At 66.9% G+C, this 18,588-nt stretch carries 20 protein-coding genes; 14 read left to right on the top strand and 6 right to left on the bottom strand.

Features of this window, described 5'->3' with window-relative positions:
* Window positions 1–67: 67 nt before the first annotated feature.
* On the bottom strand, window positions 68–313 hold the full coding sequence (locus AC27VE_RS27210) for a hypothetical protein (RefSeq protein WP_006227235.1): 246 nt from the start codon (window positions 311–313) through the stop codon (window positions 68–70).
* Window positions 314–512: 199 nt separating this feature from the next.
* On the opposite strand from AC27VE_RS27210, the gene AC27VE_RS27205 reads away from it, so the two are divergent.
* The 12 genes from AC27VE_RS27205 (at window position 513) to AC27VE_RS27150 (ending at window position 12,042) form a co-directional block, all read left to right on the top strand.
* Window positions 513–1,637 (top strand): cupin domain-containing protein, encoded by a 1,125-nt coding sequence (locus AC27VE_RS27205; RefSeq protein WP_006227234.1) that lies wholly within the window; start codon window positions 513–515, stop codon window positions 1,635–1,637.
* Window positions 1,638–1,728: 91 nt separating this feature from the next.
* On the top strand, window positions 1,729–2,640 hold the full coding sequence (locus AC27VE_RS27200; protein ID WP_488705491.1) for a fumarylacetoacetate hydrolase family protein: 912 nt from the start codon (window positions 1,729–1,731) through the stop codon (window positions 2,638–2,640).
* A 60-nt stretch (window positions 2,641–2,700) separates the two neighbouring features.
* Window positions 2,701–3,894, top strand: a complete 1,194-nt coding sequence (locus tag AC27VE_RS27195; protein WP_175216777.1) for an ABC transporter substrate-binding protein — start codon at window positions 2,701–2,703, stop codon at window positions 3,892–3,894.
* Complete coding sequence (locus tag AC27VE_RS27190; RefSeq protein ID WP_006227231.1) at window positions 3,891–4,805, top strand: branched-chain amino acid ABC transporter permease; 915 nt, start codon at window positions 3,891–3,893, stop codon at window positions 4,803–4,805. The genes AC27VE_RS27195 and AC27VE_RS27190 overlap by 4 nt, the downstream gene beginning before the upstream one ends.
* On the top strand, window positions 4,802–5,788 hold the full coding sequence (locus tag AC27VE_RS27185; protein WP_088591010.1) for a branched-chain amino acid ABC transporter permease: 987 nt from the start codon (window positions 4,802–4,804) through the stop codon (window positions 5,786–5,788). The genes AC27VE_RS27190 and AC27VE_RS27185 overlap by 4 nt, the downstream gene beginning before the upstream one ends.
* The gene (locus AC27VE_RS27180; protein ID WP_006227229.1) at window positions 5,778–6,548 is read left to right on the top strand and encodes an ABC transporter ATP-binding protein; all 771 of its coding nucleotides are present in this window, start codon (window positions 5,778–5,780) and stop codon (window positions 6,546–6,548) included. The genes AC27VE_RS27185 and AC27VE_RS27180 overlap by 11 nt, the downstream gene beginning before the upstream one ends.
* A complete protein-coding gene (locus tag AC27VE_RS27175) occupies window positions 6,535–7,227 on the top strand; it encodes an ABC transporter ATP-binding protein (protein ID WP_006227228.1) in 693 nt (230 codons plus the stop codon). The genes AC27VE_RS27180 and AC27VE_RS27175 overlap by 14 nt, the downstream gene beginning before the upstream one ends.
* 64 nt (window positions 7,228–7,291) lie before the next feature.
* Window positions 7,292–8,053, top strand: a complete 762-nt coding sequence (locus tag AC27VE_RS27170) for a GntR family transcriptional regulator (protein ID WP_035214064.1) — start codon at window positions 7,292–7,294, stop codon at window positions 8,051–8,053.
* Window positions 8,046–8,930, top strand: coding sequence for an alpha/beta hydrolase (locus AC27VE_RS27165; protein WP_488705490.1), 885 nt, complete (start codon window positions 8,046–8,048; stop codon window positions 8,928–8,930). Before AC27VE_RS27170 ends, AC27VE_RS27165 begins: the two co-directional genes overlap by 8 nt.
* Window positions 8,931–8,982: 52 nt before the next feature.
* Window positions 8,983–9,897, top strand: a complete 915-nt coding sequence (locus AC27VE_RS27160; protein ID WP_488705489.1) for a LysR family transcriptional regulator — start codon at window positions 8,983–8,985, stop codon at window positions 9,895–9,897.
* A gap of 144 nt (window positions 9,898–10,041) precedes the next feature.
* Window positions 10,042–11,034 (top strand): Bug family tripartite tricarboxylate transporter substrate binding protein, encoded by a 993-nt coding sequence (locus AC27VE_RS27155; protein WP_035214063.1) that lies wholly within the window; start codon window positions 10,042–10,044, stop codon window positions 11,032–11,034.
* A gap of 63 nt (window positions 11,035–11,097) precedes the next feature.
* The gene (locus tag AC27VE_RS27150) at window positions 11,098–12,042 is read left to right on the top strand and encodes a M14 family metallopeptidase (protein WP_488705488.1); all 945 of its coding nucleotides are present in this window, start codon (window positions 11,098–11,100) and stop codon (window positions 12,040–12,042) included.
* A gap of 320 nt (window positions 12,043–12,362) precedes the next feature.
* Here the strand turns inward: AC27VE_RS27150 and AC27VE_RS27145 are convergent, their stop codons facing one another.
* The 3 genes from AC27VE_RS27145 to AC27VE_RS27135 all read right to left on the bottom strand — a co-directional run bounded on the left by AC27VE_RS27145 (window position 12,363) and on the right by AC27VE_RS27135 (window position 15,463).
* Window positions 12,363–12,884 (bottom strand): lipocalin family protein, encoded by a 522-nt coding sequence (locus AC27VE_RS27145; protein WP_088591006.1) that lies wholly within the window; start codon window positions 12,882–12,884, stop codon window positions 12,363–12,365.
* An 81-nt stretch (window positions 12,885–12,965) separates the two neighbouring features.
* On the bottom strand, window positions 12,966–14,537 hold the full coding sequence (gene gshA, locus AC27VE_RS27140) for a glutamate--cysteine ligase (protein WP_488705487.1): 1,572 nt from the start codon (window positions 14,535–14,537) through the stop codon (window positions 12,966–12,968).
* A gap of 32 nt (window positions 14,538–14,569) precedes the next feature.
* Window positions 14,570–15,463, bottom strand: coding sequence for an alpha/beta hydrolase (locus tag AC27VE_RS27135; RefSeq protein WP_052017940.1), 894 nt, complete (start codon window positions 15,461–15,463; stop codon window positions 14,570–14,572).
* A 60-nt stretch (window positions 15,464–15,523) separates the two neighbouring features.
* On the opposite strand from AC27VE_RS27135, the gene AC27VE_RS27130 reads away from it, so the two are divergent.
* Window positions 15,524–16,081 carry a hypothetical protein gene (locus tag AC27VE_RS27130; protein WP_427957158.1) on the top strand — a complete coding sequence of 186 codons (558 nt, stop codon included), beginning with the start codon at window positions 15,524–15,526 and terminating at the stop codon, window positions 16,079–16,081.
* Here the strand turns inward: AC27VE_RS27130 and AC27VE_RS27125 are convergent.
* Window positions 16,071–16,274, bottom strand: coding sequence for a helix-turn-helix domain-containing protein (locus AC27VE_RS27125; RefSeq protein WP_035214062.1), 204 nt, complete (start codon window positions 16,272–16,274; stop codon window positions 16,071–16,073). The genes AC27VE_RS27130 and AC27VE_RS27125 overlap by 11 nt on opposite strands.
* 258 nt (window positions 16,275–16,532) lie before the next feature.
* Between AC27VE_RS27125 and AC27VE_RS27120 the strand changes: the two genes are divergently transcribed.
* Entirely contained in the window at window positions 16,533–17,432 is a 900-nt protein-coding gene (locus AC27VE_RS27120; protein ID WP_006227217.1) for an AEC family transporter, read from the top strand.
* A 26-nt stretch (window positions 17,433–17,458) separates the two neighbouring features.
* Here the strand turns inward: AC27VE_RS27120 and AC27VE_RS27115 are convergent, their stop codons facing one another.
* On the bottom strand, window positions 17,459–18,466 hold the full coding sequence (locus tag AC27VE_RS27115; protein WP_488705486.1) for an Ldh family oxidoreductase: 1,008 nt from the start codon (window positions 18,464–18,466) through the stop codon (window positions 17,459–17,461).
* Window positions 18,467–18,588 lie beyond the last annotated feature (122 nt).

Below are 18,588 nucleotides of genomic sequence, written 5' to 3'. Positions count from 1 at the left end.
CCCCCCCCCCCCCCCCCCCCCCCCGCCCCCCCCCCCCCCCCCCCCCCCCCCCCCCCCCCCCAAGACGTCAATCATCCAGCGACGGCACCGTGCCGATCTGCATCAGGATGCGCGGCGATTCCATATCGCCGGTTTCTTTGTCGATCAACACTTCATAGGCGGCGACTCCCGCGAATTTGGAGGCCATGGAATTGGCGATTCGGATGGCTCCGAATTCGCTGCTGGCCGGACGGATTTCACCTGGCGCGACACCGTTGGCGGCGGCGCGGTAGGGAACGACGATGTACTGAACAAGATGAGCGGCTTCGGACACAGGATTCTCCTGGACGACAGTTTTTCGGGCGAGCGAAATGTATCACGTCGCACTGTGTTTTTGTACAGTATTTTTTTGACGACGCACCAACTAAATCTGGCGCAGCGGGAAAACCCCTAGCGCGCAAAGATTGCCCGATTTCGGCCTCGCCTCTATTATTTTCGAAAATCTTCTGATTTTTATAAAAAGAGGGCAAGGGATGGAATCCAACCGGTACGACGCCTACCGCGAAGACACCGCAGGCCGCGCCAACGTGGCCGACTCGCCGGAGCGCATCGCCTACTACAAGGAACTGGCGAGCCTGGAGACGGGCGCGCTGTGGACGGTGGCGAACAAGATCGAGCCCTGGGCGCCGCGGTCCGCTTCGGTGCCGGTGGTGTGGCGCTATCAGGACTTGCGCGGCCATGTGCTGCGGTCGGCCGAACTGGTGTCGCCCGAAGAGGCGGGCCGGCGGGTCATCTATCTGAACAATCCCGGCCGGCGCGACGTGGCCGCCGCCGTGGGGTGGCTGTATTCGGGCCTGCAGGTGATGCAACCCGGAGAACTGGCGTCCGCGCACAAGCATTCGCATTCGGCGCTGCGCTTCATCATGGAAGGCCAGGGCGCCTACACCGTGGTCGACGGCCACAAGATGACGCTGGGCGCGAACGATTTCGTGCTGACGCCCAACGGCACCTGGCACGAGCACGGCGTGTCCGAAGACGGCACCACCTGCATCTGGCAGGACGGCCTGGATATTCCGTTGGTCAACGCCCTGGAAGCCGGCTTCTATGCCGTGCACCCCGACCTGAACCAGACGGTGACGTACCCGGTGGACGACACCAGCGGGGCCTGGGGCCACGCGGCGCTGCGCCCGCAGGTGTCGGGCTGGACGAAGCCCTATTCGCCCTTGTTCAAGTACGAATGGGAACCCACTTACGAGGCCCTGCGCCGCTATGCGCGCACCACCGCCGGCAGTCCCTATGACGGCATCCTGCTGGAATACGTGAACCCGGCAACGGGCGGGCCCGTCATGCCGACCATCGGCGCCAGCATGCAGCTGTTGCGCGCGGGCGAGCACACCAAGGCGCATCGCCATACCGGCAGCTACCTCTATCAGGTGGCCAAGGGCAGCGGCTTTTCCATCATCGACGGCAAACGCTACGACTGGACCGAGCGCGACATCTTCTGCGTGCCGTCCTGGGCGATCCACGAACACGCCAACCTGTCGGCCAACGACGACGCCTGCCTGTTCTGTTTCAACGACCTGCCCGTGATGCGCTCGCTGGCGCTCTACCGCGAAGAAGCGGTCAAGGAAAACGACGGCCATCAAGTGCTGATCTAGCGCCGCCCGATCCCTTCCAGAATTTTTCATCCGCCGCGCGGGCCTGGGTCCGCGCGCCTGACTCAACTCGTCCTGAATCTATGGAGTTCCTATGCGCTTGGTGACTTTTCGCGCTCATCCCACCGCCGCCGCACGCCTTGGCGCGCTGGCCGAAGGCTATGTCGTGGACCTGGCCCTTTTGGGCCGCGCCGGCGGCGTGGACCTGCCCGACGACATGCTGGCGTTCATCGACCTGGGCCCCGTGGCAGTCGCGCAGGCCAGCCGGCTGATGGAGTCCTACCGCGGCAACTGGCCGGTGGGCACCGCACTGCCGCAGGAAAACGTGAAACTGCTGGCGCCGATCCCGCGGCCGCGCAAGAACATCTTCGGCATCGGCCTGAACTATGTGGAGCACGTGGCGGAATCCAGCCGCACGCTGGACACCTCGGCCGACCTGCCCAAGCAGCCGGTGATCTTTTCCAAGCCGCCCACCACCGTCATCGGACCGGGCGACGCCATCGAACACAACGCCAAGATCACGCAGCAGCTGGACTGGGAAGTGGAGCTGGCCGTGATCATGGGCCGGCGCGCCTCGCGCGTGGACGAGGCTGACGCCCTGTCCTACGTGTTCGGGTACAGCGTGATGCTGGACATGAGTGCGCGCGACTGCCGCCGCGCCGGCCAGTGGATCTATTCGAAGGGCCAGGACACCTACGCGCCGTTCGGCCCGTGCATCGTCACCGCCGACGAGATCCCCGACCCGCAGGTGCTGGACCTGTGGCTGACGGTCAACGGCGAAAAGAAGCAGGGGTCCAACACGCGGAACATGCTGTTCAAGGTGCCGTTCCTGATCTCGGACATCAGCGCCGGCATCACGCTGGAGCCGGGCGACATCATCGCCACCGGCACGCCGGAAGGCGTGGGCGCGGGCCGCAAGCCGCAGGAATGGCTGTGGCCGGGTGACGTGGTGGTGGCGTGCGTGGAAGGCATCGGCACGCTGCGCCATCCGGTAGTGGCGGTCTAGCGCAAGCAGTCACTCGGCCCCGCCTGCCAGGCGGGCCACGCAGTCTCCAAGGGGAAAAACATGATCATGAAACAGAAAAAAGGCGGCGTGGCCGCCACGCTTTCCGCCGTGCTGGGCGCGGTTGCCGCAATGGGCGCGGCGCATGCCGCTGACCCCGTCAAGATCGGCTTCATCGCCACCTTGTCCACGCCGGCGGGCTATATCGGCGAAGACGAGCGCGACGCCTTCAATCTGGCCATCAAGCAGGGCGACGGCAAGCTGGGCGGCGTGCCGGTGCAGCTGGTCATCGAAGACGATGGCTTAAAGCCCGCCAATGCGAAGCAGGCCGCCGACCGCCTGCTGCAATCGGGCGTGAAGCTCTTTACGGGCGTGAACTTCTCGAACGTGCTGGCCGCCGTCGTGCCCAGCGTGGTGAAGTCGGGCGCGTTCTACGTCAGCCTGAATCCCGGACCGTCGAATTTCGCGGGCGAGAAATGCGATCCTAACTATTTCGTGGCGTCGTATCAGAACGATGCCTTCCATACGGCGGGCGGCGTGGCCGCCAACGAGCTGGGATACAAGCGCGTGGTGCTGCTGGCGCCCAACTACCAGGCGGGCCGCGACGCGATCGAAGGCTTCAAGCGCACCTACAAGGGCGAGGTGGTGGCCGAGATCTATACCAAGCTGGACCAGTCGGACTTTTCGGTGGAACTGGCGCGCCTGCGTTCGCTGGCGCCCGAGGCCATCTACCAGTTCCATCCGGGCGGCACCGGCATCAACTTCGTCAAACAGTATGCGGCGGCGGGCTTGAACAAGACCATCCCGATGCTGATGCCCAGCTTTTCGATGGATGCGCGCATGATCCAGGCAACGGGCGACGCGTCGGCCGGGTCCTACACCACCGGCATCTGGTCGCAGGACTTCGACAATCCGCAGTCCAAGGCATTCGTAAAGGCCTTTAAAGAAGCCTACGGCCGGGTGCCGACGGATTACGCGATGCAGGCTTACGACACCGCCAATCTGATCGGCGCGGGCCTGAAGGCCACGGGCGGCGACCTGTCCAAGGCGGCGGAATTCCGCGCGGCGCTGCGCAAGCCGGAATTCACGTCGCTGCGCGGAACGTTCAGCATGAATACCAACCAGCATCCCATCCAGGACCTCTACCTGATGCGCATCGGCAAAGACAGCGACGGCACGTTGTCGCCGCACCTGGTCCGCAAGCTGGTGTCCGACGATAAGGACGCCTACGCCCAATTCTGCAAGATGCCATCATGACGCTTCTGTTCGAACAGCTGCTAAACGGCCTGCAGTTCGGCGCCATGCTTTTCATGCTGGCGGCCGGACTGACGCTGATCTTCGGGATCATGGGCGTGGTGAACCTGACGCACGGGTCCTTCTACATGGTGGGCGCGTATTGCGCCGCCTACGCGATCGGCACCACGGGGTCGTTCCTGGCCGGCGTGCTGGCCGCCTTGTTGGGTGCCGGCCTGTACGGCGTGTCGGTCGAGGTGCTGGTGATCCGCAAGCTGTACAAGCGCGATCACCTGTACCAGGTGCTGGCCACGTTCGGCCTGCTGCTGTTTTCGAACGAAGCGGTCAGCTTGATCTTCGGGCGGCGCCCGCCGCTCGTGGGCATCCCGTCGTTCCTGGAAGGCGCAGTCACGCTGGCGCCGGGATTCCAGTATCCGGTGATCCGCCTGTCGTTTATCGCGATCGGCGCGCTGGTGGCGGTGGGTCTGTGGTGGCTCGTCAACCGCACGCGTATCGGCATGTTGATCCGTGCGGGCGCCGACGACCGCGAAATGGTGGACGCGTTGGGCGTCGACATCCGCAAGCTCTACACGCTGGTGTTCGGCCTGGGCGCCTTGCTGTGCGGCTTGGCCGGCGTGATGGCCGCGCCGCTGCTGGCCGTTGAGATCGGCATGGGCGAACGCATCCTGATCACCACCTTCGTGGTCATCGTGATCGGCGGGGTCGGTTCGGTGCGTGGCGCCCTGGCTGGCGCCTTGCTGGTCGGCATGGTGGACAGCCTGGGGCGGGCCTTCTTGCCGCAGATGCTGTCCACGGTGTTCTCGCCCGCCACGGCGGACCCGCTGGCGGCCGGCCTGGCGTCGGCCAGTATCTATGTGCTGATGGCGATCGTGCTGATCGCCAAGCCGGGCGGCTTGTTCCCGGCGCGAGGATGATGATGGCTAAGACACTTTCTAATCGCGCCCGCTGGGGCCTGGCCGGCCTGGCGGTGCTGATCCTGCTGCCGGCCGCGGCGCTGGCCTCGGGCTCGCCGTTCCTGATCGGCGTGGTGACGCGTTTTCTGATCTACGGGCTGGCGGCGGTCAGCCTGGACCTGGTGATCGGCTACGGCGCCATGGTCAGCTTCGGCCACGCCATGTTCTTCGGGTTGGGCGGCTACGCGGTGGGCATCATCGCCTTCCATACCGCCGAAGCGGGGCCGATCTTCGGCTGGGCGGGCAGCAATGCGGCGCTGGTGGTGTGGCCGATCGCGCTGGCGGTCTGCGCGCTGGCCGGCTGGATCTTCGGCTACCTGGCGCTGCGCACGCGCGGCGTGCAGTTCATCATGATCACGCTGGCGTTCGGCCAGATGGTGTATTTCGTGCTGGTGTCGCTGCAGTTCTACGGGGGCGACGACGGGCTGATGATTCCGCAGCGCAACGTGCTGCCGGGCATCAACCTGGAAAGCCCGATGGTGTTCTATTACGTGTGCCTGGCGCTGCTGACCGCCTGGACGCTGTTCTGCATCCGCGTCACCAACTCGCGTTTCGGCATGGTGCTGCAAGCGCTGCGCCAAAGCGAACGGCGCGCGGTGAACCTGGGCGTGGCGCCCACGCCCTACCGGCTGAGCGCCTTTGTGCTGTCCGCCGTGGGCACGGGCCTGGCCGGCGTGCTGTGGGCCAACTACGCGGGGTTGGTGACGCCCGACATGGCGGCGTGGACCAAGTCAGGCGAACTGATGGCCATCGTGATCCTGGGTGGCGTGGGCACGCTGCTGGGGCCGATCGCGGGCGCCGCGGTGTTCCTGGGGCTGGAGCAGATGCTGTCGTCCTTGACCGAACACTGGCTGCTGTACATGGGGCCGATCCTGGTGCTGGTGGTGCTGTGGGGGCAGAAGGGCCTGTTCGGAAAACTGCTGGAGACGCGCCATGCCGACTGACGCAAGCGTGAGCCTGTTGCGCTTGACGCAGCTGCGCAAGGCCTTTGACGCGGTGGTGGCCACCAACGGCGTGGACCTGGATGTGCGGGCGGGCGAGATCCACGCCATCATCGGCCCCAACGGCGCCGGCAAATCCACGCTGATTGCGCAGATCTGCGGCGAGATCCGGCCGGACTCCGGCAGCATTCATCTGGACGGCAAGGACGTGACGGCCCTGCGCGCCTTCGAGCGCGCGCGGCTGGGCCTGGGCCGGTCGTTCCAGATCACCGAGCTGTGCCACGAATACACCGCGCTTGAGAACGTGATCCTGTCGCGCATGCTCAAGGACGGCCCGGCCTTCGGGGCGTGGTCGAACCCGCGCCACGACGCGGCGCTGAAGGACGAGGCCATGCAGTGGCTCACGCACGTGGGCCTGGCGGATCGCCGCCATGTGCGCTCGGCGGACCTGGCGCACGGGGAAAAGCGGCAGCTGGAGCTGGCCGTGGCGCTGGCGCGGTCGCCGCGCCTGCTGCTGCTGGACGAGCCCATGGCCGGCATGGGGCCCGAGGAATCGGCGCGTATGACGCGACTGCTGCAAGGCATGAAGGGCAACTACGGCATCTTGCTGGTCGAACACGATATGGACGCCGTCTTCGCCCTGGCCGACCGCATCAGCGTGCTGGTCTACGGCCGCGTGGTGTTCAGCGGGGCGCCCGACGAGGTGCGCCGGCATCCGGAGGTGCGCGCGGCCTATCTGGGAGAAGAACATGTTGAAGGTTGACGGGCTGACCGGCGGTTACGGGTCCAGCAAAGTGCTGTTCGGCATGTCGTTCGAGGCCAGCGAAGGCGAGGTGATCTCGCTGATCGGCCGCAATGGCATGGGCAAGACCACCACCATCAAGACCCTGATGGGGATGCTGCCCGCCACCGGCGGCGCGGTGCAGTTCCGGGGGCAGACCCTCGGCCGGTCCGCGCCCAGCACCGTGGCGCGGCTGGGCGTGGGGCTGGTGCCCGAAGGGCGCCGCGTGTTCGGGTCGCTGTCCGTGCAGGAGAACCTGGTGGCCACCGCGCGCGCGGCCGCCGGCGGGTGGGACCTGGAACGCGTCTATGCGCTCTTTCCGCGCTTGAAGGAACGCCGCACGCAGTCGTCGCGCACCTTGTCCGGCGGCGAACAGCAGATGCTGGTCGTGGGCCGCGCGCTGATGACCAACCCCAAGCTGCTGATCCTGGACGAAGCCACCGAAGGGCTGGCGCCTTTGATCCGGCAAGAGATCTGGCGTTGCCTGCGCGCCTTGAAGGGTGAGGGCCAGACCATCCTCGTCATCGACAAGAACCTGCCCGAAATGGCCACGTTGGTCGACCGCCACTACATCGTGGACAAGGGCCGCGTGGCGTGGTCGGGCAAGCCGGCGGAACTGTCTGCGCAGCCGGAGCTGGCGCAGCGGTATCTGGGGATATGAGGCGGGTAGAATGACCCGCCTGTACGCGGGCCGGCGGGCAAGCCGCTGACATCTGGAGAGCATGTTGAAGCCAAGAATCAAAGCTTCCCGCCAGGACGACGCTGGATCGGACGGGAACGCTGAAGTAGAGGAAATCACGCTGTCCGAGCAGGTCTACCGCCTGCTCCGGCGCGACATCATGAGCGGCGCCTTCGCACCGGGCCAGTCCCTGCGGCTGGAACTGCTCAAGCAACGCTACGGCAGCAGCTTTTCCCCGATCCGCGAGGCGCTCAACCGCTTGCGCAGCGAACGCATGGTCATCAACACGACGTCGCGCGGCTTCAGCATCGCGCCTTTGTCGGTCGAGGAAATGTGGGACGCCTGTGAAACCCGCATCCTGATCGACTGCGACGCGTTGCGCCGTTCGCTGGCCAACGCCGACGATGCCTGGGAAGCGCGGCTGGTCGGCGCCTATCACGCCCTGACCCTGGCCGCGCAGCGCGCGGGCGACGCGCAGCCGCCCTCCGAAGAGCTGGAAGAACTGCTCGAGGCGCGCCACCTGGATTTCCACCATGCGTTGATCGGCGCGTGCCGGTCGCACTGGCTGCTGGACCTGTCCACGCAGCTTTACGCGCAGACCGAGCGCTACCGCCGCCCGGCGCGCGCCGGCGCCACGGCGTACGGGCCGGAGCGCAATGTCGATGACGAGCACCGCCAGTTGCTGGATGCCGCGATCTCGCGCGACATCGAAGGCTCGGTCGCCATGCTGGCGGCCCATTACCGCAAGACTGCGCAGTTCATCGAACGAATCATTTCACAGCCCGACACGCAGGCCCGCCATGCATGACACGGATATCGACCTTTTCTTCTCTTCCATCGCCGAACGTGACGTCCAATACAACGCGCGCGAATCGGTAGCGGATTTCGACGCCTGCGTGCGCCGTTACGCCGAGTCGTCAGCGCGGGTGCGCACGCGCCGCCCCGGCGTGCTGGACCTGCGCTACGGCATGGGCCAGGACGAAAGGCTGGACCTGTTCCTGCCGGCCGCCTCGCAGACGCCGGCGCCGCTGTTCGTCTTCATCCACGGCGGCTACTGGCGCGCACAACGCAAGGAAGACGCGCCGGTGATGGCCGAAGCGTTCAATGCCGCCGGCGCCGCCGTTGCAACGCTGGAATACACGCTGGTGCCCGAAGCCACGCTCGGCGAAGTCGTGCGCGAGGTGCGCTCCGCCGTGGCCTGGCTGTATCTCCATGCGGCCGCCTACGGCATCGATCCTGACCGCCTGTATGTGGGCGGCAGTTCGGCGGGCGGGCATCTGGCCGGCATGCTGGCCGCGCCCGGCTGGCCCGCCCGGTATGGCGTGCCGGACGACGTGATCAAGGGGACGCTGGCGCTAAGCGGCCTGTTCGACCTGCGGCCCCTGTGCGACATCCTGCCGAATACCTGGCTGCGGCTGACGCCCGAGCAAGCGGCGCACCAGAGCCCGATCTTCAACCTGCCGGAGCGCGCCGGTCCGATGCTGCTGGCCGTGGGCGGCCTGGAGACGCAGGGCTTCAAGAACCAGACCGCGGCGTTTGAAGCCGCCTGGAATGGGGCTGGCCTGGCGTCTACGCGCATTCCCACGCCGCACTGCAATCACTTCGATCTGGTCAACGAACTGGAAGACCCGGACAGCGACCTGAGCCGGGCCACGCTGGCCATGATGGGGCTGGCGGCGCGTTGACTCTGCAGGATCGGCGGTCCGGCGGTCGGTCGATGGCGTAAGCTTGCGCCTCATGGCCGACCTGAAACTCCTTGAAGACCTGATCGCGCTGGCGCGCACCGGCAGCTTCGTGCGCGCGGCCGAACTGCGCCACGTGACGCATCCCGCGTTCGGGCGGCGCATCCGCTCGCTGGAAGCCTGGGCGGGCGCGCCGCTGGTCGAACGGCAGCATCTGCCCGTCACGCTGACCCCGGAAGGCGAGGCGCTGCTGAAGACCGCCACCCAGGTGGTCGAGCAGATGGGGCTGGTGCGCCATCGCATCCGCAGTTCGGGCGCGGGCGGCGAGGCGGTGCTGCGCATCGCCACCGGCCGCAGTTTGGCCCGCACGCTGGTGGCGGACTGGATCGCGCGCCTGCGGCACCGCACGCCCAAGGTGCTGACCGAAGGTACGCAGGTGGAACTGTCCACCGGCAAGGCGCAGGACCTGGTGGTGCGGCTGGAGCAAGGCAAGGTGGACCTGCTGTGCTGCTACGAGCACCCGGCGCTGTCCGTGCCGCTCAGCCCGGCGCGCTACCGCTACATGACCTTGGCGACCGACAAACTGGTGCCGGTCAGCCAGGTGGACACGCGCGGCCGCGCTCGCTACACGCTGCAAGACGGCGGCACGCCGGTGCCGTTGATCACCTATACGGGCGGCCTGGCGATGGAGCGCATCGTCGGCGACCGCCTGGAAACCACGCCTTATGCGCTGACGCCGTTTGTGCGCAGCGATTCCCTGGATGCCGCGCATGGCGCAGTGGCCAAGGGCGTGGGCGTGGCGTGGCTGCCGTGGTCCATGGTGGCGGCCGATTGCCGACGGGGCGCGCTGGCGGCGCTGGGCGGGCGCAGCGAAGAGATCGCCTTCGAGGTACGCCTGTACCGTCCGCGGGCCCGGCTGACGGACCTGGCCGAAGCCGCCTGGGAAGCCACCGCCAACCGCAAGGCCTGATCCGCAGGCAGCCCGCCAAACTGGATAAGCACGAAGATATGCCGTTTTGGCACGGATGGCGTGTGCGCCGCCCGCGAAAATGTGGCGCTAAACCTCAAACGAGACGGCAACGCCGTCCACCCTCAGCACCCCAAGGAAGAAAACATGAAGTCCATCCTGCATCCGCTGCGTGCAGCGCTTGTTGCGCTCTGTGCCGTCTCGGCCGTTGCCGTCGCTCCCGCCGCCTTGGCGGCAGACTATCCCGCCCGCAGCGTGTCGCTGATCGTCGGCTACCCGGCCGGCGGCAGCCTGGACCTGACTGCCCGCCTGCTGGGCGAAGAGCTGGGCAAGCGCCTGGGCCAGACCGTGGTCGTGGAAAACGTGGGCGGCGCCGGCGGCACGATCGGCGCCCAACGCGTGGCGCGCGCGGCACCCGACGGCTATACGATCTTCCTGGGTTCCACCAATGAAATGGTGATCGCCCGCATGATCAACACCGCGGTCAAGTACGACAGCGCGAAGGATTTCACCGCCTTGGGGCTGGTGGCCTCGCAGCCGATGTTGCTGGCAGCCAGCAAGAACTCCGGCGTGAAGACCGCCGCCGACTATCTGAAGAAGCTGCGCGGCGCCGAGCCCGGCACGTTCAACTACGGATCGTCGGGCGTGGGCACCACGCTGCACCTGGCAGGCGAAATGATCAACCAGGCCACCGGCACCCGCGCTGAGCACGTGCCTTACCGCGGCGTGTCGCCGCTGGTGACCGACCTGATGAGCGGCCAGCTGGATTACGGCATGCTGGTGCTGTCTTCGGGCCTGCCGCAAGTGCGCAGCGGCAACATCGTGGCACTTGGCCTGACCGAGAACAAGCGTTCGCCGGCCGCGCCCGAGATTGCGCCGCTGGCCGCGACGCCGGGCTTCGAGTCCGTCGATATCAACCTGTGGTTCGCGCTGTATGGCCCTGCCGGCTTGCCCGAACCTGTCGTCGCCAAGCTGCGCGGCGTGCTGGACGAAACGCTGAAGTCCGAGGCGTTCCGCGCCAAGATGCAGGAAGCCGGCGGCGAAGTGGCCAAGCCGGGTGTCGATCTGGCCGCCTATCAGGCTGAAGAAACGAAGAAGTACGGCGCGCTGGTCAAGGCAGCGAAGATCGAAGCGCAATAAATCAGACCCAGTCATTTCAGGCTTTCATCAATCGCAAGACCAGGCAGACAAGCGGACATCATCATGGAATTCAAGCTTCCCGTTCCCGACCTGAGCGCCGAGCGCGCCGGCAACACCGATACGCCGGGCGTCTGGCATTTTGATTCGGGCGTGCCGGGCCGGGCGCTGATGGTGTCCGCGCTGGTGCACGGCAACGAACTGTGCGGCGCCTGGGCACTGAAGGACTTGCTGGCCGCCGGCGTGAAGCCGCGCCGCGGCAGCCTGACGCTGGCCTTCTGCAACCTGGACGCGTTCGACCGCTTCGACCACGCCAACCACGACGCCTCGCGTTTCGTGGCCGAAGACATGAACCGCGTCTGGAGTGCCGAGCGCCTGGATAACCCCACGACGCCCGACCGCCACCGTGGTGCTGCGCTGCGCCCCTGGGTGCAGCGCGCGGACTGGCTGCTGGACTTGCATTCCATGCATGAGCCGGGTGCGCCCTTGCTGCTGACCGGCGTCCTGCCGCGCAACATCGCGCTGGCGCGTCGCCTGAAGGCGCCGCAACACGTCATCGTGGACGCGGGCCACAAAGACGGCGTGCGTATGCGCGACTTCGCTCAGTTCGGCGACCCCGCGCGCGAAGATGCCTGCGCCTTGCTGATCGAATGCGGGTTCCACGGCGAGCTGGCCTCGCGCGATGTGGCGCGCGACATGGTGGCGCGCATGCTGGTGGAGTCCGGGGTGATCGATGCCGCCGACGTGCCGGCCGGCTGGCTGCTGCCGGACCCTGCCGCGCAGCGCGTGCTGGAAGTGACGAATGCGGTCGTCGCGCCCTCGATGGACCTGCGGTTCTCGGAGGCCTGGACGGGTCTGGAAACGCTGGCAAAGGCGGGATCCGTGATCGGCTGGGCGGATGGCCAGCCGATCGTGACGCCTTACGACGACTGCACGCTGATCATGCCGTCGCTACGCCAACTGAAGCCCGGCGTGACGGTGGTTCGCTTGGCGCGCGACTACGCGGGCTGATTGCCTTATATGGCTGACGGATGCTCGTCGGGCTGATTGCCGCTCATCGCTCGTGATGGATGCTCGTAGGATGGGTGTAGCGCGAGAGGATCGAGCCAAGCACCTGAATGCTCAGCGCGCGCAACCCATCAAGCAACGGTGAGTGTTTAGCCGGTTCAGCCACAACGCATCGGCTGCGTGATGGGTTGCGCGCGCTGGATAGTCGAGTCCTTGAATGAAGACTCTCGCGCTCCACCCATCCTACGGATTGCGCGATGAGGATCATCGTACGGATAGCGCGGTCGACACGACCGGTGCTATCGCGTTCGGCAGGATCCGCGCTATTTCTGCGGCGTGTAGCGCAGCTCATCCAGCTGATAGCCTTGCGCCGTCGCGGCGGCGAGCGCCTTGTCGAGTTCTTCCTTGGGCAGTTGCGGCGAACGCGACAGGATCCACAGGTACTTGCGGTCGGGCGTGCCGACCACGGACCAGCGGTATTCCGGGTCCAGGCCGATCACCCAGTAATCGCCTTTGAACGGCTTGACGAACGTCACTTCAAGCTTGGCGTTGTTGCTGCCTTCCACGACGGTCGCGGTGCCCGAGGCCGAATCCACATCGCCATCCTTCGTACGGCAACGGTTGTTCACGCCCACGGTGCCATCGGCATGCGCGGTGTATTCGGCAGTCGTGTCTCCCACGCAGTTGCGCTGGAAGAACATGGGGAAATTCGCGATTTCGTACCACATGCCGGCGTAACGTTTCAGGTCCACCGATTCCACGGTCTGCATGGCCGGCGGCGCGGCATGGGCGATTCCCGCCATGCTGGCTGCCAAGGCCAGCAAGAATGTTGCAGTGCGGCGCATGGAAAAAACCTCCTGAGTGACGGACGCGGTTTGCGGCGCCGGTCAGGCAGGCGCCGCAAACCAAAACCCTAACGATACGCCTTATTTGCGCGGGGCCTTCAGCGCCTCGTGGTAGCGCGCGACGTAGGTGGCGAAATCCACCGTGTCCGATTGCTCCAGGCGTTGCTGCTCCATCGCCGACTGCGCCGCCGCTTGCTCGTAGGCCGCCGCCAGGTCTGAGGGCAGCGCCTGCGCGCGCAGCGCCTCGGCGTGCTTGCGGCTTTGCTGCAGCGAATAGTCATGGAACGAGAGGCCGCTGCGCTTGAGCGATTCCAGCAGGCGGGCCGACGGCGTGGCATCCGGCGCGTCGAGCTTGGCGCGCTGCGCGGCCAGGGCCTCGGCGTAGGCGCTGCCGCCCAATGCGGAATCGAACAGCGCGGCGTACGGCGCGATCTGGTCCAGCAATTCGTGGCCCCATTGCGCCAGCGCCACGGGCTGGCCTTCACGGTCCAGCATCAGGCCGGGCTTGCGGCCTTCCTTGACGACGGTGGAGAAGTTGTCGGCGCTGCGCTGACAGTAGCCGTTGGCAGGGAAGAAGGGGCTGTCCGACGTTGTGCAATACAGCAGGAACGCATCCACGAAGCGGCTGGTGCTGGCGTCGATGCCCACGGGCGAATCCGGGTCGATATCCAGGCAGCGCACTTCCACGTATTGCACGCCGCGTTCGGCCAGGGCCGTGATGGGGCGTTCGCAGCGGCCGGTGGCGCGCTTGGGGCGAATGCTGGAGTAGTACTCGTTTTCGATCTGCAGCACGTTGGTGTTCAGCTGGATCCATTCGCCGTTGCGATGCGTGCCAAGCTTCTGGTAATCGGGCCAGGGCTGCGTCACCGCGTCGTACAGGCGGCCCAGGAACGTGTCCAGGTCGTTGTAGCAAAGCTTTAACTGCGACTGCGCCTTGTTCTGGTAACCCAGGTCGCTCATGCGCAGGCTGGTGGCGTAGGGCAGGTACAGGGTGTGGTCGCCCAGGCGCTCAAGCGGATGCTCGCGGCCGCGCAGGAAGTCGCTGGCCAGCGCGGGCGCCGCGCCAAACAGGTACATCAGCAGCCAGGAGTAACGCGTGAAGTTACGGATCAGTCCGATATAGCCGCGCGAACGGCGGTCTTGCACCGAGCCCGGCTGCGTGTCCAGCACGGACCACAGGTCTTCGGCCAACGAGAAGTTGTAGTGCACGCCGGCGATGCATTGCATCGTCTTGCCGTAGCGTTCAGCCAGGCCGCGGCGGTACACGTGCTTGAGCATGCCGGTATTGGACTTGCCGTACCAGGCGATGGGGATGTCCGCTTCGGCGGGCAGGGTGGCGGGCATGGACTGATTCCAGATCAGCTCATGGTCCAGCACGCTGTAGACGTGGCGGTGAGTGTTGGTCAGTTCGGCCAAGAGCGCGTCCACATCCGTGTGCGTGCCCGTGATCAGTTCAAGCAGCGATTCGGAGTAGTCGGTCGTGACGTGTTCGTTGGTCAGCGCCGAACCCAGGCCGGCCGGATGCGGGGTGCGGGCCAGGATGCCCTGCTCGTCCACGCGCAGGCCTTCTTTTTCGATGCCTCGCAGCGTCTGGGTCAGCAGCGAGCGGTTGGCCTCTAGGCGGGAGAGGCGGTTGGCGGCGGTATCAGTCACGGATTCTTCTCGTTTGGGTCTGTCGCGGGATTTTACGGGGTGCCGGCCTCCTGTGCCGAGGGAGCCAGTACTGGGCGCAGGGACAATGCCTGGGCCGTGCGCGCCAGCCACTCGTCCAGGTCAGCATAAACCGGATCGGAAATAGGGGCCGTTTCATTGAAGATCTCGTGCCAGGCGGTGTCGTACCAGCGCAGCGTCAGCAATTCAGCGGGGGCGCGCTGGGCGAACTGGCGGCTGCCTTCGGCGGCGACGATGGAGTCGTCGCCCGCCACCATCAGCAGAGTGCGACAGGGCAGCAGCCCGGCTTCGCGCAGCGATTCCTGGCCGGCGTCGTCCACGAAGCGCGCCAGCCTGCCCGTCATGCGGCGCCGCACCAGCGGGTCGGAACGGTAGGCCTTCACCACGGCGCGGTCGTGCGAGATGCGGGCCGGCGCCAAGCCGTGGGGAACCCGCAGGTCGGGGGCATGCAGTGACATCCAGGTGAGGGTGCGGCGCACCCACTGTGGCACGTGAACCACGAATGGCGGCGAACTCAGCACCAGGGCGTCCAGTTCCGCCATGCGGCGTAGCGCAATCCGCACCGCCACCAGCGCGCCCAGGCTGTGGGCCAGCAGGATCGGCGGACGGCCCTGGGCCTGGGTCCAGGCGCGCAGCCGGTCGACGGCGTCGGTGACGAGGTCTTCCTGGTGACTCAGCGTGGCGGGCGGGCCGCCCGAACGGCCATGGCCGCGATGGTCGTGCGCGCCCACGGCCCAGCCGCGGGCGGCCAGCCAGCGGGCCAGGCGGTCATAGCGCCCGGCGTGCTCGCTCAGCCCATGCATCAGATAGACGCTGGGCGTGCCTGGACCCGTGATCGGCGGGGGCACATTCGGGGCGGCAGGCCAGACATAATTCGCCAATGGGGTGCCGTCGGGCGCTGGGGTCATGGAAATCGGCGACAATTTCTGCATTCCTTGAAATGGATAGACCGTCCAGGTCCTCGGGTAATGACGATTTCATCGCTGTTTCGTTTCATGTTCAAGAAAGCCGGCTTCTTTGTGGGGTTGGCGCTGGTGCTGGCCGCCTGCTCGCCGCGTTACAACTGGCGGGAAGTCGATGTGGCAGACGGCCACGTGCGGGCGGCATTCCCGGACCGGGTCATGACGGACTCTCGCGACCTGCGCCTGGATACCCATACCTTGCGTTTTACCCTGGCGACCGCCACCGTGGGGGAAGCCGTGTTCGCGGTCGGGTCGGCCCCGTTGCCGCCGGAGATCGCGGCGGACCCGAGCGCCAAACAGGCGCTGGGCCGGGCGCTGATGGCTTCGCTATACGCCAACATGCAGGCCCCGCCACCCACGGAATGGCCGGCCTACGGGCAGGAAATCGAGGTACACGGCAAGGCTATGGGCAAGCCGGGGTGGCTGCAGGCCAAGGTCTGGGTGACCGACACCATGCTGATCGAGGCGGTGGCTGCAGGCACGCAGGAAAGCTTGCCGGCCGAACGGGCGCGCGAGTTCCTGCGGTCAGTGGTGATCAATCCGGCCAAGCCCATCAAGCCGTGACGGCGTCCAGCAAGCCCTGGCGCAACGCCGCGGCCACCGCGGCCCGCCGGCCGCGCACGCCCAGCTTGGCGCAGGCGTTGCGCAAATGGAAGTTCACCGTGCTTTCGCTGACGCCCAAGATGCGGGCGGTTTCCCAGCTGGTCTTGCCCGCGGCGGACCAGTACAGGCAGGCGGCCTGGCGGTCGGACAGCATTTTGGCGACCGGTGGCGCAGACAGCGAGGTCAGCGGAGAGATCGGCGGGTTCAGGGCGGACATGGGCTGGGACGTCACTTGCAGAGACGCCTGCAACAACGGGCGGTACGCGGACAAGCGGCGGATGGCGGTCATGGCGGCTGGGGGCGGGGACGCCCGGTAGTTAACATGTCGTCCCCATGCTGCGGCTCGCGCCGCCGGCAGGCAAGCATTGATGCCGCAGTGCATCAAACTCTTTATCTCTGACGGAATAGTCGTATGTTGGCCATCACCCAGTTCTACCTCTCAGCCATTGTGCTGATGCTGCCCCTGCTGTTCTGCGTGGGCATCGGGGTGTTCTGGGGCAAGCGCGACATTCCCTTCGGCGGTGCGTTCATCACCACGCTGGTGACGTCGGTGACCACGCCGGCCCTGGTGTTCCATACCTTCGTCACCACCCACCTGGACGACCGCGCGCTGGCCGACGTGGCCGCGGCCACGCTGCTGGCGCTGCTGCTGTGCGCGCTGGTCGCCGCGTTGCTGCTGAAGGTGTGCAAGCTGCCCGTGCGCACCTTGCTGCCCACGGCCTTCCTGCCCAACGCCGGCAACCTGGGCCTGCCGATTTCGCAATTGGCCTTCGGCGACGCCGGCCTGTCGGTGGCGGTGGCCTTCTTTGCGGTGAACTCGTTCGTCATGCACACGATCGCCGTGCGGCTGCTGCCCGGGGTGAACACCAAGGGCAGCTGGAAAAGCCCCATTCTGCTGGCGTCCGTGGTGGCGGTGGGGCTGCGCATGCTGCACATCCCCGTGCCGGAATGGCTGATCGAGACGGCCCGGATGCTGGGCGCGGTAACGGTGCCGCTGATGTTGCTGAGCCTGGGCCACGCCCTGGCGCTGATCCCGTCCAACGGTCTGCGCGACGGCGCCAAGGTGGGCGCGATCCGGTTAGGCGTTGGCCTGGCGGCGGGGCTGGCGGTGGTGTGGGCGCTGGATCTGGAGCCCGTCCTGGCGGGGGCGTTGACGCTGCAGATGGCGATGCCCTGCGCGGTGGTCAGCTACATGTACGCCAAGCGCTACACCCCGTTGGGCGACACCGCGGCGGGCGCGGTGCTGGTGTCCACGGTGGTGTTCCTGCTGCTGGCGCCGCTGATGCTGTGGTTCACCCGCGCCGGGGCATAGGCGCGGGCGTTCAACCCAGGGGCGCGTCAGGCCACGCCCGCCATCGTCCGCAGTTGCGCCATGAGCGCGTCGGGGATGTCCACGCCGTGCTTGACCGCTTCGTCGCGCAGCTTGCGGCGGCGGTCGCCGGGCAGGCGTACGCCATCGTCCTCCAGCATGGCGTCGACCAGCGTTTCGACGCGCTCCAGATAGGTGTTGTTGCCGGCCAGCGCGCCGGGGTCGATCGCCATGAAAGCCTGGCCCAGCCGGGCAGGGCCGCCCGCGTCGACGAAGAACGACTCCGTCTCGAAACCGAAGTGTGCGCCGGTCAGGGCGCAGGCCAGCAGTTCGACGATCAGCGCCAGCATCGCGCCCTTGACGCCGCCGGCGGGCCGCATGCTGCCCGCCAAGCCCGCCTTGGGGTCGGTCGTGGGTTGGCCGTCCGCGTCCAGCGCCCAGCCCAGCGGAATGGGCTGGTTGTCGCGCGCGGCGATCATCAGCTTGCCGCGCGCCACTTGCGACAGCGACAGGTCGATCACCAGGCGCGCGCCGTTACGGCGGGGAAAGACCGCGGCGATAGGGTTGGTGCCGAAGAGCGGCCGCTTGCCGCCCCAGGCGGGCATGGCGGCCGGCGAGTTGCTGAGCGCCAGCGCCACCAGCCCGGCATCGGCCAAGGCTTCCAGGTGGTAGCCGGCTTCACCGAAATGGTGGCTGTTGGCGACGCCGACGAAGGCGATGCCGTGTTCGCGGGCGCGGGTGGCGGCCTCTTCTACGGCCAGGGCGCAGGCCGGAAACGCCAGGCCCGAACCCGCATCGATCAGCGCGGCGCCACCGCGCTCGTGCACGATGCGCGGCACGGCCGAACCGATGGCGCGGCCCGCGCGCAGGTGGCCGGCGTAGAACGGCACGCGCGACAGGCCATGGGAACTGAGGCCCTGGCTTTCCGCGAAGACCAGCGCGCGGGCGGTGCTGTCGGCCATCGCCGGGTTGGCGCCAGCGGCGGCCAGGCCGGCCGCCGCCAGGTGTTGAAGTTCGTCCAGATAGATGTGAGCCATATCCTTCCTGTCAGGGGGGCGCGCCGCGTTCGGTGGGGGGCGCCGCCGGTAAAGCTATTGTCCCACCGGCCGGCGGGCTATGGCCGCGTTCGCAAGCAGTGCTAGAATTCTTTTCGCAGTAC

The sequence above is a fragment of the Achromobacter sp. 18P8.1.1 genome, from assembly GCF_057799415.1.
Note: the sequence above shows the minus strand (reverse complement) of the source record. Positions and strands in the feature narration are given on the sequence as shown.

What these genes read in the sequence shown, in the direction of transcription:
- AC27VE_RS27205 (WP_006227234.1), top strand. Translation starts at nt 513, where the DNA reads ATGGAATCCAACCGGTACGACGCCTACCGCGAAGACACCGCAGGCCGC.
- AC27VE_RS27200 (WP_488705491.1), top strand. Translation starts at nt 1,729, where the DNA reads ATGCGCTTGGTGACTTTTCGCGCTCATCCCACCGCCGCCGCACGCCTT.
- AC27VE_RS27195 (WP_175216777.1), top strand. Translation starts at nt 2,701, where the DNA reads ATGATCATGAAACAGAAAAAAGGCGGCGTGGCCGCCACGCTTTCCGCC.
- AC27VE_RS27190 (WP_006227231.1), top strand. Translation starts at nt 3,891, where the DNA reads ATGACGCTTCTGTTCGAACAGCTGCTAAACGGCCTGCAGTTCGGCGCC.
- AC27VE_RS27185 (WP_088591010.1), top strand. Translation starts at nt 4,802, where the DNA reads ATGATGATGGCTAAGACACTTTCTAATCGCGCCCGCTGGGGCCTGGCC.
- AC27VE_RS27180 (WP_006227229.1), top strand. Translation starts at nt 5,778, where the DNA reads ATGCCGACTGACGCAAGCGTGAGCCTGTTGCGCTTGACGCAGCTGCGC.
- AC27VE_RS27175 (WP_006227228.1), top strand. Translation starts at nt 6,535, where the DNA reads ATGTTGAAGGTTGACGGGCTGACCGGCGGTTACGGGTCCAGCAAAGTG.
- AC27VE_RS27165 (WP_488705490.1), top strand. Translation starts at nt 8,046, where the DNA reads ATGCATGACACGGATATCGACCTTTTCTTCTCTTCCATCGCCGAACGT.
- AC27VE_RS27160 (WP_488705489.1), top strand. Translation starts at nt 8,983, where the DNA reads ATGGCCGACCTGAAACTCCTTGAAGACCTGATCGCGCTGGCGCGCACC.
- AC27VE_RS27155 (WP_035214063.1), top strand. Translation starts at nt 10,042, where the DNA reads ATGAAGTCCATCCTGCATCCGCTGCGTGCAGCGCTTGTTGCGCTCTGT.
- AC27VE_RS27150 (WP_488705488.1), top strand. Translation starts at nt 11,098, where the DNA reads ATGGAATTCAAGCTTCCCGTTCCCGACCTGAGCGCCGAGCGCGCCGGC.
- AC27VE_RS27145 (WP_088591006.1), bottom strand. Translation starts at nt 12,884, where the DNA reads ATGCGCCGCACTGCAACATTCTTGCTGGCCTTGGCAGCCAGCATGGCG.
- AC27VE_RS27135 (WP_052017940.1), bottom strand. Translation starts at nt 15,463, where the DNA reads ATGACCCCAGCGCCCGACGGCACCCCATTGGCGAATTATGTCTGGCCT.
- AC27VE_RS27130 (WP_427957158.1), top strand. Translation starts at nt 15,524, where the DNA reads ATGACGATTTCATCGCTGTTTCGTTTCATGTTCAAGAAAGCCGGCTTC.
- AC27VE_RS27125 (WP_035214062.1), bottom strand. Translation starts at nt 16,274, where the DNA reads ATGCTGTCCGACCGCCAGGCCGCCTGCCTGTACTGGTCCGCCGCGGGC.
- AC27VE_RS27120 (WP_006227217.1), top strand. Translation starts at nt 16,533, where the DNA reads ATGTTGGCCATCACCCAGTTCTACCTCTCAGCCATTGTGCTGATGCTG.
- AC27VE_RS27115 (WP_488705486.1), bottom strand. Translation starts at nt 18,466, where the DNA reads ATGGCTCACATCTATCTGGACGAACTTCAACACCTGGCGGCGGCCGGC.